The organism is Nostoc sp. C117, assembly GCF_043099735.1.
Taxonomy (GTDB): Bacteria; Cyanobacteriota; Cyanobacteriia; order Cyanobacteriales; family Nostocaceae; genus Nostoc.
Map to the genome: position 1 here is coordinate 6,460,258 of NZ_CP170991.1, position 14,393 is coordinate 6,474,650.

Sequence of the window (14,393 nt, forward strand, 5' to 3'; positions counted from 1 at the left end):
GTGTCTATTTTTTTGCTTTCGAGACGGAATTCAGTGCTGAGTGCTGAGTGCTGAGTGCTGAGTGCTGAGTTAAAAAACTCTTAACTCCTAACTCCTAACTGGTCACTTTTTAGCTACTAGTTAGGCGCAATGAAAGTCGGCGTAACTGACCCCGGATACTAGCGTCAATTACCTGAGAACCTACTTTAATGATGACGCCACCAATTAAGTCGCTATCTACCTTGGTTTCAAATTCTACCTGGCGAGCATTAGTGATGGCGATCACCTTTTCTCTGATTGCTTGCTGTTGAGCTTCTGTGAGGGGAACGGCTGAAGTTATTTCCGCTAATACGGTTTGATTCAGCTGGCGCAACAGTGCCAGATATTGTTGAAAAATCGATTCCAAGAAGGCAATGCGACGTTTATCTACTAGTATGAGCAAAAAATTGCGTAAGTAGGGGTTAGCGCCTTCACCAAGTATTTGTTTAATCAGAGCTTTTTTGTTTTCAGGCTGAATAAACGGGTTGCTGAAGAAGTTGTATAACTGTTTGTCTGCTCTTAGCAGTCCTAGGAAAGTACGCGCATCTTCCCCGAACTCTTCTGTCAAATTTTTCGATTGCGCTATTGACAAAAGTGCCTGTGCATAAGGTTGGGCTACTTCCGCTGTTGCTACTTTGCTTGTCATATATTGCCTCCGAGTTGTGCGATGCTGCGGTCAATTAAACTTTGTTGAGCATCGTCGGCAATCCCGCCTTTGAGTTGCGATTCGACTTTTTGCAATGCTAGAGTAGCCACCCGCTGACGCAGTTGGGCGATCGCTCGCTCTGTTTCGGTGTTTAAATCCGCTGCTGCGTTTTGTTTCAAGCGTTCTACGTCTTGCGCTGCCTTCGCTAACAAGGCTTCTTTGGCCTTGATGGCGTTTTCTTCAGCAGATTTGCGGATGCGTTGTGCTTCTGCTTGAGATTGGGTCAACTGCTCTTGCGCCTTGGAGAGCGCCTTCTTTGCCTCTTTGGCGCGCCCTTCTGCTTCCTGAATTGCGGTGGCAATATTGGATTGTCGCTCGTTCAGGATATTGCTTAAAACTTTACGTCCGAAGTAGAATAATATGCCAACCAGAATCGCTAGATTGATGAGATTGGTTTCAAAAATGTCTAGGTTTAGACCGAAACCGCCTTCTGCTGCGCCTTCTGCCAATTCAGAGTGAACAGCGTTCGCTTCTGCGGCAAGTAATAAGAATGTGCCCATGATACCCATCTACAAGTGCGCTGCTCGCTTGCTAATACGTTGTATTTTCCCAAAGGGAAATTAAAGTATCTTCTTCCGGAGGGAAATTTAAGTATCTTTTCCCTAAGGGAAAAAGTGTCTTTTTTGGAAGAATTCAGGAGTCAGAATTCAGGAGTCAGAAGAGTTAAGGAATTACAGAATATTTTGATCAATAAATATATCAATCATCATTAGATTCCTGATAAATTCTGACTTCTGATTCCTGGGTGCTGAATTCTTACCCTTTTTGACACTTAAATTTTGCGCTCTGGACTAAAGACCAATCGCGCCTATGCTTTTACAGAACCAAACCTTGTTAGGTTATCTAACTGGAGTTGGCCCCAATAGTTTTTCTAGAATCTGCCTGCTTAGAGCATCAACTTGTTGCTCTAAAGTACGCATTGCTTCTTGCTTTTGTTGTTCTATTTCAACAGCAGCTTGTTCGCGTTGAGACTGAGCTTCTTTCTGAGCCTCGGCGATTTTTTCGGCGGTAATTTTCTTAGCTTCAACTTGAGCTGCTTCAACAGTTGCTTGCGATTGTCTGCGAGCGTCTGCTAGCTGCTGCTCATATTCGGCGGCTAAACGCTCAGCTTTCGCTAAGCCTTCTTTGGCCTCAAGGGTATTCGTTCGGATGTAACTGTCGCGATCGTCAAGTACCTTGGTGAGTGGCTTGTAGAAAATTACATTCAACAAAGCTGCTAATAGAAGGAACTGCAATGCCATGAAGGGCAACGTAGCATCGAAATCAAACATTTCTCTCCTCTTTGGCTGGAGTAGCAGTTTTCATGGCTAGCAACATCATCCAACCTTTAATATTTTAGAGACCCATAGCCAAGAAGGGTCAAGGGATTTGGAATTTTAGATTTGCTTTCTTCGTAGCGCTAGCGACGTAGGAGCGTCTTTTAGATTGGTTCGGCAGACAAGCTCAGGGGCGTGTACGCAAAACCCTTGATAATCCAAAATCCAAAATCTAAAATTGGTAGTCAACCACATGAGAACGACTAAATTCTCAAAAGATTCTGATTGTAGAGGCGTGATGGTTCACGACTCCACACTCACAAAAACTTTCAGGTATTAGCCGAAGGGGTTAGCAAACAGCAATACCAGGGCAATTACTAGACCATAAATAGTCAAAGATTCCATGAATGCCAAGGTTAATAGCAGAGTACCGCGAATTTTTCCTTCTGCTTCAGGTTGACGAGCAATACCTTCTACTGCTTGTCCAGCAGCGTTTCCTTGACCAATACCAGGGCCGATTGCAGCTAAACCAATCGCTAAAGCAGCAGCGAGAACTGAAGCAGCCTGCACTAATGGATCCATGTTGATTTTCCTTGCTTTGATTACAAAACTAACAGACATTACGTTAACGATTAGAAACGTGTTTTTCACGCTGCACCGGGTTCTTTAGATCGCGCTTTGCGATGTTTTGAGCGAATATGCTCTTGGAACTGTGCTATCAACTGAGAAGCTTAATGCTCCTCATGCTCTTCTCCGCCATGTCCCTCCATGGCCTCATGAATGTATGCCCCGGCTAGGGTTGCAAAAACTAGGGCTTGAATGGCGCTGGTAAACAAACCCAAGGCCATTACAGGCAGAGGTACAAACAGAGGAACTAGCAGAACCAGCACCGCTACTACCAATTCATCCGCTAATATATTGCCAAATAAACGGAAGCTTAGGGAGAGGGGCTTGGTAAAATCTTCTAGGATGGCGATCGGCAACAGTACGGGTGTTGGCTCTATGTACTTCTTAAAGTAGCCCAAACCGCGCTTGCTAAAACCCGCGTAAAAGTACGCTAAGGACGTCAGCAGTGCCAATGCAACAGTCGTATTGATGTCATTAGTGGGAGCTGCTAATTCACCTGAAGGTAGCTTGATGAGCTTCCAGGGAATTAGGGCACCTGACCAGTTCGATACGAAGATAAACAAGAACAATGTGCCAATAAATGGCACCCAAGGGCGGTACTCTTTCTCACCAAGTTGGTTTTTTGCCAGATCCCGAATAAACTCTAGGGCATATTCCATTAAATTTTGGATGCCCTGGGGGATTCTTTGTGCGTTGCGAGTAGCAGCGATTGAAGCCACTACTAAAATGCTAATCACAAACCATGAGGTGAGGAAAACTTGCCCATGAATTTTAAGATTGCCCAACTGCCAGTAGAAATGATGACCTACTTCTAATTCGGCGAGGGGAAAAGAATTAAAGGCGTTTAAGACACTAAGCATTTGCATTCTTCAAGCATTTTCCCCAACGAGCGAGGATGGGATTATTGTCTTTGTGAGCCTGACTTTTTAAGAATCAGGAATGAACGCAGTTTGCACCATATAGACGAGGAGCGTGGCTTTGTAAGTGAGAAATCCTAAAAATACGGGCAAAATCTTTAGCTCATGCCATTGAGTTGCCAATACAATCACCCCAATAAACAGAGCAAGACGAGTTTTGCTCAGACGGGTTCTCTCACCACCGAGTTGCTCAACATCTCTAGCCAGCATTTTTAAGTAAACCACACCTGTACACGCCCCAATCAAATAATTGAGAGCAATGTTTAAGGAATAAAAAATCCACACAGAGATAAAAATAATCCCCGTCAAGACAAGTGTGATTACCAACAACCTTTGAAAGAGTTGATAAAACTCTCCCATAGAGTTAGCTAATTCTGTGTCTTCAGAATCAGTTTTAGCATCTTGTCGTGTCGTCGGAGTGGGTGCAATTGATTCTTCTGACAAGCTCACGGGACTCGAAACTAGTACAGTTAACGTATGATGACTGCACATTCAGTCAGCTGAATCATATCACGATCCGGTAACAATACTTTAGAAAAAAACAATTAACTTCTTGCCAAGGTTTGAAAGTAAATAAAGTGACGCTCCCCGAAGTGAGAAAGCGTTTGAGGGAGTCAGAGGGTGAAGCGGCAAATAATCAAGAATCACTGCCTGTAAAATTCCAAATTTCTCCAAATTTGTGCTTTTTTCTGGTGAATAACTGTCCTCCAAGGTTTTTGTATCATCAGCAGCTTGGTGTTGAAACTAAGTTGGTGTTGAGGACTACAGACGCTGACTGCAAAGCAGAACTTGTAGAGTAGCGACTTGTAGTTAGAGTTTGCACCACTGCTGAATTCCAGAAAATTTCAACTTTTGAGATGTGCAATACCCACTTTATTAGGCACTTTTCCAATCTACATTAGATTTACTAAAAGTGGTGATGGGCGATCGCTCATCAGCAAAGTATAAATTCCACTGCGATTAAGCTGGTGTCAATAAAATCAACTGTTGCTTTTGAAGTTTTCTCACCCCATCCAATCCCAATTCTACATTTGCCAAAATCTCTGCCACTGTTGCATGAGCATCACATCTTTGCATAAACTCAAACTCTGCTACAGATAAATTAACAATCTGGTAATCGTAGTTAAAGAAACATTGACTGGGAAATCCCTGAATACAAGGATTAAGTTCGGGAATTGCTGCCAGTAGGACGTTATCGTCTGTCCAGTCGGCTTTGTTCAGGGGAGGACGACCGAGGAAAAACTCGTAATGAGTGACTTCTGGGTCTAATAATTCTATCAGGCGGTAACGTTGGCGATCGCTTAATTCTTGTGCGCGTTCGATCAACTCTGGTGCTTTACCCAAAAGTCTCTCTAAATCCCAAAAACTCGGATTCGAGAAGCCAATAAATTCCAATCCCGAAGCATCAATTAATTCAAACAGCGTCTCAATGTTGTAGTCAATTTCCTGAGGATGAACATACATATCAGCAAAGTTTTCATCCTTGTGGTTTTCTAATGACCAACGTTGTTTATCGTATTTGACAATTCGATTGTTTTCTGGTAAAGAAGCAAATATTTTCCGTCCGACTTGGACGCCATCGCGGTAGTCGCCTTTTTTGTCACCTTGAATTAGGGCGATCGCTTTTTGCATGAGTTGAACTTCCCAGCGTCCCAATTCCCCATAGACAAAAATGTGCATCAAGCCACCTGGGGCTAACTTTTTCGCCAAAGCTTGAATTCCAGCGATCGGATCGGCAGTATGATGCAAAACGCCAACGCAGTTAATTAAATCAAACTCACCCGGTAGTTGTTCTGCATCAAACAAGCTGAGGTGATGAAACTCTACACGGTTCGCGCCAGAACGGTGACAACGCTCTTTTGCTACAGCCAAAGCGCCGCTACTGAGGTCAATTCCCACAACAGAAGCCTGAGGATTGAGGTGAACCAAGTATTCCGTACTCACACCAGTACCGCAACCTGCATCTAAAATCCGGATATCTTGCTTTTGGGGTTTTTGACCTGTGCAGAAGTTATGAGCCGCTAGCCAATTCCAGCGCCAGTTGTAGCCAGGAGGTGGTTCATCCAACAAGGCTTCCGGCGGAAAGGGATAGGTGTTGTAGAGTTTGGCAACAGCAGCACTAACGGTTTGGGAATCGGACATGATGAGGAATAACGCAGCATTTCTGAGTTTAGCGAATGCTGGACACTTCATGCTAGATAAATAATTGCGATCGCTATCTGAAAATGCAATGCTCGATTATTCCAACTTTGTTAAGTATCTATATTTGTTTAAATAAAAACATCGCTACATAAGTAAATCTTCATATATTGAAAAATTTAATTTAATTTATTTATATAATATAAAGCAATAAAAGACTTTGTAAAGCTGTAATTTTAGCAAATCAAAAAGGTATAAATTTACTTCCAGTAAGTAAATATTCATTAATTTCAATCGTCAATAACTTTAGCTATTTTTCATCTGGTAAAGTTATTGTCCATATGAAACTTTCGTCAATTCATCTAAATGTATCAGTCCCATTTTATCAAGATTAAGTTGGTCAAGATAAAAACGCTTCGTTCTGATATCATCCAAATCTGTCACTCCCAATTTTTCCAGTTCATTATCCAATTCATTAATAAAGTTTGCATGACATACCTCCATTTGTTTATCAAATTCACTACGATCTTCTTCTATAGAATCAAGTACTTCCTCAAAAAGAGGATTATCTTTGTCCATTCCGGCAAATTTCAACCAAGGATTTTCTGATTGAGTTGGTTCAATTGCTAAAGTAACTATCTTGGAATTCTCTAACCGATTTTGTAAACTTTGACTGACTTTTTCTATCGCTTCTGTTTCTGTATTACCTAAACCTTGACAGTCTGGTAAACCTATCAATGTTGCTTTAACTGTGCCATCTGGTTGATTTTCAATCAGCACATCATAAGTTAACTTGGGTGCTGTATCGCTAGAGGAAATTTTGACAGCGAAATCATAATATTTTTACTTTTTAAGTTTTATATCGATTATAGCTTGCAACGGAATAATTTATAAACGCCGATGCACTTACCGCCTAAACTTCGGTCAAAGCCTTATATTGAGGTGTGGGCATTAGTTTATAGTCAGGGTTAAAGCACTAAAGTGGTGACTACAAAACTTTAATTATTTACACTGGCTTACTTATCTATAGTTTGATTTTTATAATATTATCTTTTGCGATCGCTCCAATGATTTACAATCAATCAGAGTTTAATTTACGCTGTGAATGGGGTCTACAAGGAGTTGCTCAACTCGCTCCCATCAGTGATGTAATTGTGATAGTTGACGTTCTCTCTTTTTCTACCTGCGTGGAAATTGCCACTAACAACGGCGCAATAATTTTTCCCTACGCAATCAGAGATGAATCTGTCATAGATTATGCCAAATCAGTGCGAGCAGAATTGGCAAGTCATAGACAACATTGGACTACAACAGGATATTCTCTCTCGCCAAAATCGGTGCTTCAGATTCCTGCTGGAACTAGACTAGTTTTACCATCACCTAATGGTTCTTTTCTGACTTTACATACTGGGAATATACCAACTTTGGCTGGTTGCTTGCGAAATTGCCAAGCTGTGGCGCAGTTTGCTCAAAAGTATGGTGATAAAGTCGCTGTGATTCCCGCCGGTGAGAGGTGGAAAAAAGATGGTAGCCTACGTCCTGCATTTGAAGATTTAATTGGTGCTGGGGCAATTCTCAGTTATTTACATGGCAGTCTATCACCTGAAGCTGAAGTAGCTGTGACAACATTTCAGGCTTTCCAGCAGGATTTACTGGGGTACTTGAAAAAATGCAGTTCGGGTAAAGAGTTGATTGAAAAAGGTTTTGAGTCAGACGTTGAACTGTCTGCCGCCTATAACGTTAGTGATTGCGTACCTTTCTTTACTGATAATGCGTATGCAAATTACACGCCACAGGCTTAATCAAACTCAAAAATTACGAATTACGAATTAATTAAACGTCGCACTGATTAGTTTGACAATATTTTGCATTATCTATAAACTCTTGCAACTTATTCAAGGGAATTATCTCTAATGATGACCCACCCTGTACCTCAGAAGCGATGTAAACAAACTTTTGTCCGCGATAGAATTGGTCGCGTCCAACTTTGGTGACATATCGAGACTTCTGGAAGTCATTGGCAATATTAGAATTATAAATATTTTGTAACAATTTCACTGTATTGGCATTTTTTGTGGTGAATTTGAGGCGTTTATCACCACTAACGGTTATGCCTTCTTTAGTCACTGTCCCATTTTCTTCGGTGACATCAGCATAGAAGTATAAATTTCCCTTTGTACCCTCATAACCGTGGGCTTCGCTGTTATATTTCAGAGTGGGTAGTTGAGCTCTTGTTTTTGCCCAGTTGACAACAGTGCTGATGTTTTGACCTGGAAGCGCATGTGCAGGAGTGACAGCTAATATAACGGCTATAGCAGACGCAGTAATATTTAAGAAATAGTTAAATTTAAAACTTTTGTCCATAGTATTTTCCCTAGATAAAATGATGATAGCTAAAGCTTAATTCACGCTAATTTAAGAATTATTTCCCGTGGTTGTGATTGATTAATATTCAGCTATAAGTAGCAAAAACAACTTAACATTCACCAGTGACCATTGTCCACTAAGGTTATTCATGATCGGGTGGATACTAAATTGTTACCCGTTGGTAAGTTGCATATTCATGACAAAGGACAAATGACAAACTACCAATTCACTTTGTTACAAAACTTAAATTTTGTTTCAGACAAACAAGGTGTCTATTTGAGACTTGACGCATTCAAGCTACATATTCTACACACTTCTTAATAAACCAGCCTTGAGAACGCAAAACGTTCTAATCTAAAAGCTAATTGGGTTAATTTACTGGCAGTTTTGCAGGCAGTACTCTTAGGCTCATAAAGCATAGACACACCGATGTGTCAAGCCTCAAAGCGACCCAGACTTAACACATAAATGATTATGATGGGAGTTTTAAAAATCCGATGAGTGTTAAGGCAAGTGGTGGAAGCTCAGTTGCGCGTCCGCAACTATATCAAACCCTAGCTGTAGCGACAATTACCCAAGCAGAGCAGCAAGACCGCTTTTTGGGTAGTGGTGAACTAAATGAACTGGCAAGCTATTTTGCATCTGGTGCAAAGCGTCTAGAAATTGCCCAGACGCTCACGGACAATTCCGAGATTATCGTGTCTCGGGCTGCCAACCGAATTTTTGTCGGTGGTTCGCCAATGGCTTTTTTAGAAAAGCCCAGAGAAGCAGAACTAGTAACTGCTGGTGCTAATGTTCAACAAGGGATGCAGCTGGGAACTGTAACCTACGTTGAAAGCCGTGGTGGGTTCCTAGAAAATTTACGCTCAATCTTTAACTCATCCCCCAGTGGTCCCACACCTCCAGGTTTTAGACCAATTAACATTGCTCGTTACGGACCGAGCAACATGGCTAAGAGCTTGCGGGATTTATCCTGGTTCTTACGCTATGCTACTTATGCGATCGTTGCTGGCGACCCCAACATCATCGCCGTGAATACACGAGGTTTGCGGGAAATAATTGAAAATGCCTGTTCTGGTGAAGCAACACTGGTAGCTTTGCAGGAAATTAAAGCGGGCGCTCTTTCATTTTTCCGTCAGGATGCTGAGGCTACAGAAATTGTGTCTCAGTACATGGATGTTTTGCTCACAGAGTTCAAAGCAGCCACACCTTCCAATAAACTGCGCCAACGTCCTTCTAGCGACCAGCAAGGGTTGCAACTGCCGCAAATTTACTTTAATGCAGCAGAACGGCGTCCGAAGTTTGTGATGAAGACTGGGTTATCAGCTAGCGAAAAAAATGAGGTAGTTAAAGCGGCCTATCGGCAAATTTTTGAGCGCGACATTACCCGTGCTTATAGCTTGTCTATTTCTGACATAGAATCCAAAGTGAAGAATGGCGATATCTCCATGAAGGAGTTTGTTCGCCGTCTAACGAAATCTCCCCTTTACCAAAAACAGTTTTACCAGCCTTTTATTAACAGCCGAGTCATCGAACTGGCTTTCCGTCACATTTTGGGACGGGGACCAAGTAGCCGCGAAGAAGTACAAAAATACTTCTCGATTATTTCTACTGGTGGTCTAGCAGCCTTAGTGGATGCCTTAGTAGATTCTGCTGAATACAGCGACTATTTTGGCGAAGAGACTGTACCCTACCTCCGGGGTCTGGGTCAAGAAGCACAAGAATGTCGCAACTGGGGACCGCAACAAGACCTGTTTAATTACAGTGCGCCTTTCCGCAAGATCCCTCAGTTCATTACTACATTTGCAGCTTACGAGCAACCGCTACCAGATCAACATCCTTACGGTTCTGGTAACGACCCCTTGGAAATTCAGTTTGGGGCGATTTTCCCGAAAGAAACTCGCAACCCCAGCACCAGTCCTGCTCCTTTTGGCAAGGATACCAAGCGCATCCTAATTCACCAAGGGGCAGGGATTAATAACCAAAATAGCAATCCTAAGGCACGCGGTGAAGCTCCTGGTACTCTTGGACCGAAGGTCTTCAAGTTAGACCAACTGCCTGGTACCATTGGCAAAAAAGCTGCCAAAGGTTCTAGCGTCAGATTCTCCGAAAGCTCCACGCAAGCAGTGATTAGAGCTGCTTACCTGCAAGTTTTCGGTCGAGATGTTTACGAAGGTCAACGTCCGAAAGTCTTGGAAATTAAGCTGGAAAACGGCGACATCTCCGTGCGGGAGTTTGTCCGTGCTTTGGCTAAGTCGGATGTATTCCGCAATCTGTACTGGTCATCGCTGTATGTTTGTAAAGCGATCGAGTATATTCACCGTCGCTTGTTGGGTCGTCCGACTTACGGTCGTCAAGAAATCAACAAGTACTTCGATCTCGCTGCTAAACAAGGCTTCTACGCGGTGGTTGACGCCATCATTAACAGCGTAGAATACAGTGAAGCATTTGGTGAAGATACAGTTCCTTATGAACGGTATTTGACTCCTGGTGGTGTGTCCGGCCGACAACTGCGCGTTGGTAGCATTCGTGAAGATATTGCGGCGAAAGTCCAGAAGGAAGTAGTACCGAGCTTTGTGACACTGGGTACTGTCACTGAAAAACGCACAGAACCAGATATTCAATTCCGCATTAACCAAGGCGTTAGCAAGCAACGGGAACAAACCAAAATCTTCAAGCTGGTGGCGAATACCAGTGATAAAGTTGCACTGCAAACTTTAATCAGTGCTGCGTATCGTCAGATTTTTGAGCGCGATATTGCACCCTACATCGCTAAAAATGAATTTACGGCGTGGGAAAGCAAACTGGGTAATGGTGAAATCAGTGTGAAAGAATTTATTGAAGGTTTGGGTTACTCAAATCTTTATCTGAAAGAATTCTACACACCCTACCCCAACACCAAAGTAATTGAGTTGGGAACGAAACACTTCTTGGGACGTGCGCCACTAGACCAGGCAGAAATCCGTAAATATAACCAGATTTTGGCTACTCAAGGTATTCGTGCCTTTATCGGTGCTTTAGTAGATAGTGTGGAATATAACCAGGTCTTTGGTGAAGATACGGTGCCTTATCGTCGCTTCCCGACCCTACCAGCGGCAAACTTCCCCAATACCGAGAAGCTTTACAACCAGCTAACTAAGCAAAATGATGATGTAGTTGTACCTAGCTTTAAGCCTGTACAACCTCGTCCAGGATCTAGTGATACGCCGCTTTTAGCCCAAGCGATCGCAGATATCGCAGCCCAAACAAAAGCGATCGCGGACAAACAGCCCTCTTTTGCTGAATTGGGTCGTTCTTATAACAAGAGTACCGTGGAATCCGTAGAACTAGGAGTACGTAAACATGCACGTATTTACCGTCTCGCGGACAACACAAGTCCAACTGAAAGACAACAGGCAGTTAACGCTATTTATTCTCAGGTATTGGATATCTTTAGCGGTCAAGTGCCTGATAATTTCCGCTTGACTGACCTCGATAACAAACTCCAAAATGGTGAAATTTCCGTCCGGGAGTTTGTGCGTGGTCTGGCGAGTTCCGAAATCTATCGCCAGCGCTTCTACACACCTTATCCCCATACTAAAGTGATTGAGTTCCTCTTCCGTCACTTGTTGGGGCGTGCGCCTACAACTCATGAAGAAATTCGCCAGTACAGCACACTGCTAGATGATAGTGGTTTGTCGGCTGCTGTAGAAGCAATAGTCGAAAGCCCAGAATATAGCCGCTACTTTGGTGAAGATGTTGTGCCTTACAACCGCTTCCCATCGTTGCCAGCAGGTAACTACCTCGGCAGCGTACAGGTGGCTGAGTAGGAATTAGGGAGTGGGGACTAGGTAGGTAAACTTTACAATCCCCAATCCCCAGTCCCCAATACCTATTACCCAGTCCCCATAACCCTTTGCAACCTTTCGTAATATCGTTCTCAGATTGCCCCGAAAACAGTAAATCTGAAAATTAATATTACAAAGTATTAAGAGCAGTCATAAATGCTCAACAGAATGCCGGAAAATGTTTTGCGGAAGGTAACTGAGTTTAAAAGCTTGTGTACTTATGTTGACTCAAGCAAATTCTTAATTTATTAGTCCTAGCAGTTATTCAACTGTTGTGTCTAAAAGCACGAGAAAACAAACTCAGTAAACCAGTTTTAAGTCGCACCAGTTTAATCAAATCCTGGTTTCATTCGTATTGGAGGAATCCATTAATGAGTATCGTCACGAAAGCGATCGTGAATGCTGACGCAGAAGCCCGCTATCTCAGCCCCGGTGAGTTAGATCGGATCAAATCCTTTGTCGCAGCTGGTGAGCGCCGTCTGCGGATTGCTCAAGTTTTGACAGAAAATCGCGAACGGCTAGTTAAGCAAGCTGGCGATCAACTGTTCCAAAAGCGTCCTGATGTTGTGTCTCCTGGTGGTAACGCTTACGGTCAAGAATTGACCGCTACTTGTCTGCGTGACCTCGATTATTACCTCCGCCTCGTTACCTACGGTATCGTTGCTGGTGATGTCACCCCCATCGAAGAAATTGGTGTTATCGGTGCCCGTGAACTCTACAAGTCTTTAGGAACTCCTATCGATGGTGTTGCTGAAGGTATCCGTGGGTTGAAGAACAGTGCTGCTAGCCTGCTATCGAGTGAAGATGCTGCTGAAGCTGGTGGCTACTTCGACTATCTAGTTGGCGCTCTACTGTAGGCTGAAGCTATTTACCTGCTGAAACAGAAGTATTGCAATACGGTTGGAAATAAGGAATTAACAACATGGCTCAAGACGCAATTACCGCTGTCATTAACTCCGCAGACGTTCAAGGCAAATACCTAGACGCTTCTGCTTTAGAGAAGCTAAAAGGCTATTTCTCTACTGGCGAACTGCGGGTACGTGCTGCTAGCACCATCAGCGCCAACGCTGCTGCAATTGTCAAAGAAGCTGTAGCAAAATCTTTGCTATACTCTGACATCACCCGTCCCGGCGGCAACATGTACACCACTCGCCGCTATGCTGCTTGCATTCGTGATTTAGACTACTATCTCCGCTATGCCACCTACGCTATGTTAGCTGGCGATCCTTCCATTCTGGATGAGCGTGTACTAAATGGCTTGAAGGAAACCTATAACTCTTTAGGTGTACCCGTTGGAGCTACTGTACAAGCTATCCAATCCATCAAAGAAGTAACTGCCAGTTTGGTAGGTTCTGACGCTGGTAAGGAAATGGGCGTTTACTTAGACTATATCTCCTCTGGCTTAAGCTAAGAACTAGTTTGCGCTTAAGAATTTAGGTGCGGCTTTATTAAGGTCTGGAAATCAGCCGTGAGTGCTAGAACGTTGTATTGCTTATCTTGGTAAATTATCAGTGATGAGTGTTGGTGGTCTAGTATTGATGTTTGATTTCCAGCCTTTGAATGATTAAAAGATTTGCACTCAAGATTTTGAGATAAAAAAAGTTTTCACAAACTATACAGGAGATTTTCAGAATATGTCCCGTTTGTTTAAAATTACTGCTCTAGTTCCCAGCCAAACCCGAATTCGTACCCAACGCGAACTGCAAAATACTTACTTCACTAAGCTAGTTCCTTATGAAAACTGGTTCCGCGAACAGCAACGTATTCAAAAAGCGGGTGGCAAAATCATCAAGGTAGAACTAGCAACTGGTAAGCAAGGTGCTAATACTGGCTTGTCATAAGTGCTATAGACAGAATATTTTTTTAGGGAATTGGTAAGAGGTCTTTTTAGACCTCTTTTTTATTTAAGAATTGATACTAGAAGAAATTTGGTAATTGAGTATTTAATAAATAACATCGTAATTACTCTCAGCGCAACTCTGACAGATAAGTTGAGTATGTATCTAAGCACAGGCAATTGAAAGTTATTCAAATTAGCTAACGATACTTATGTATCCAAAGCTAGTTCGTTGGCAAAACGAATTTGGCTATTACAAATTAACAAGATTAAGGAGAGGGAACTGAGTTTTAGATTGAAATATCCTCTATCGATGAAAAAGCAAGCAGTGACAGCAGAAGTCAGAAGTACGACAGACTTTATGCCTAGCTACCAGACTTAGTGGTTCATCAACCCAAAATTCATAGGTTATGATTGATTTGGGGCACAAAGATGCAGGGATAGGGAAATTTTAGCTTAGATAATTAGGGCGAGCATTTTGCCCACCTTTGCGTATGGGCAGACTTTTTGGCTTACTCTCAAAGATTGAATAATTTATTTTTTCGAAATCTCTAAGTTTGAAAACTTGTATTTTTCGTTTATAAACCCGATTTATTTGGTTTTTTAAGAACAGTGAAAGATATTAGCTTTATCAATTAGCTGCAAGACTAATGAAAGCTAAACTCACAAGGATGTTAAGGAAAAAATCTCACATTTGGC

General features: G+C 42.5%; 13 protein-coding genes and 1 pseudogene. 5 read left to right on the forward strand and 9 right to left on the reverse strand.

Going from position 1 to position 14,393, the window contains the following annotated elements; translation table 11 throughout:
* Positions 1-109: 109 nt before the first annotated feature.
* From atpH to ACFG4S_RS27755, 8 genes are all read right to left on the reverse strand, one after another.
* Entirely contained in the window at positions 110-664 is a 555-nt protein-coding gene (gene atpH, locus ACFG4S_RS27720) for an ATP synthase F1 subunit delta (protein WP_392532132.1), read from the reverse strand.
* Complete coding sequence (locus ACFG4S_RS27725) at positions 661-1,233, reverse strand: F0F1 ATP synthase subunit B (protein WP_392532133.1); 573 nt, start codon at positions 1,231-1,233, stop codon at positions 661-663. Before ACFG4S_RS27725 ends, atpH begins: the two co-directional genes overlap by 4 nt.
* A 330-nt stretch (positions 1,234-1,563) precedes the next feature.
* A complete protein-coding gene (locus ACFG4S_RS27730) occupies positions 1,564-1,995 on the reverse strand; it encodes a F0F1 ATP synthase subunit B' (RefSeq protein ID WP_392532134.1) in 432 nt (143 codons plus the stop codon).
* Between the two features lie 321 nt (positions 1,996-2,316).
* Positions 2,317-2,562, reverse strand: a complete 246-nt coding sequence (atpE, locus tag ACFG4S_RS27735) for an ATP synthase F0 subunit C (protein ID WP_012411162.1) — start codon at positions 2,560-2,562, stop codon at positions 2,317-2,319.
* A 149-nt stretch (positions 2,563-2,711) separates the two neighbouring features.
* Entirely contained in the window at positions 2,712-3,473 is a 762-nt protein-coding gene (atpB, locus tag ACFG4S_RS27740; protein ID WP_392532135.1) for a F0F1 ATP synthase subunit A, read from the reverse strand.
* A 60-nt stretch (positions 3,474-3,533) separates the two neighbouring features.
* Positions 3,534-4,016 carry an ATP synthase subunit I gene (locus tag ACFG4S_RS27745; protein WP_392532136.1) on the reverse strand — a complete coding sequence of 161 codons (483 nt, stop codon included), beginning with the start codon at positions 4,014-4,016 and terminating at the stop codon, positions 3,534-3,536.
* 468 nt (positions 4,017-4,484) lie between these two features.
* Complete coding sequence (locus ACFG4S_RS27750) at positions 4,485-5,666, reverse strand: class I SAM-dependent methyltransferase (RefSeq protein ID WP_392532137.1); 1,182 nt, start codon at positions 5,664-5,666, stop codon at positions 4,485-4,487.
* 327 nt (positions 5,667-5,993) lie between these two features.
* Positions 5,994-6,443 (reverse strand): hypothetical protein, encoded by a 450-nt coding sequence (locus ACFG4S_RS27755; RefSeq protein ID WP_392532138.1) that lies wholly within the window; start codon positions 6,441-6,443, stop codon positions 5,994-5,996.
* A 287-nt stretch (positions 6,444-6,730) separates the two neighbouring features.
* Here ACFG4S_RS27755 and ACFG4S_RS27760 point away from each other — a divergent pair, with 287 nt between their 5' ends.
* Positions 6,731-7,465: a 2-phosphosulfolactate phosphatase gene (locus tag ACFG4S_RS27760; protein WP_392532139.1), complete on the forward strand. Its 735-nt coding sequence runs from the start codon at positions 6,731-6,733 to the stop codon at positions 7,463-7,465.
* A gap of 31 nt (positions 7,466-7,496) precedes the next feature.
* On the opposite strand, the gene ACFG4S_RS27765 is transcribed toward ACFG4S_RS27760, so the two are convergent.
* The gene (locus ACFG4S_RS27765; RefSeq protein WP_392532140.1) at positions 7,497-8,027 is read right to left on the reverse strand and encodes a hypothetical protein; all 531 of its coding nucleotides are present in this window, start codon (positions 8,025-8,027) and stop codon (positions 7,497-7,499) included.
* A gap of 500 nt (positions 8,028-8,527) precedes the next feature.
* On the opposite strand from ACFG4S_RS27765, the pseudogene ACFG4S_RS27770 reads away from it, so the two are divergent.
* From ACFG4S_RS27770 to ACFG4S_RS27785, 4 genes and pseudogenes are all read left to right on the forward strand, one after another.
* Positions 8,528-11,833, forward strand: a pseudogene (locus ACFG4S_RS27770) (phycobilisome rod-core linker polypeptide); the annotation flags it as partial.
* 395 nt (positions 11,834-12,228) lie between these two features.
* On the forward strand, positions 12,229-12,714 hold the full coding sequence (apcA, locus tag ACFG4S_RS27775) for an allophycocyanin subunit alpha (RefSeq protein ID WP_392532141.1): 486 nt from the start codon (positions 12,229-12,231) through the stop codon (positions 12,712-12,714).
* A gap of 65 nt (positions 12,715-12,779) precedes the next feature.
* Positions 12,780-13,268, forward strand: a complete 489-nt coding sequence (gene apcB / locus ACFG4S_RS27780) for an allophycocyanin subunit beta (protein WP_392532142.1) — start codon at positions 12,780-12,782, stop codon at positions 13,266-13,268.
* A 223-nt stretch (positions 13,269-13,491) separates the two neighbouring features.
* Positions 13,492-13,698, forward strand: coding sequence for a phycobilisome linker polypeptide (locus ACFG4S_RS27785; RefSeq protein WP_012411143.1), 207 nt, complete (start codon positions 13,492-13,494; stop codon positions 13,696-13,698).
* Positions 13,699-14,393 lie beyond the last annotated feature (695 nt).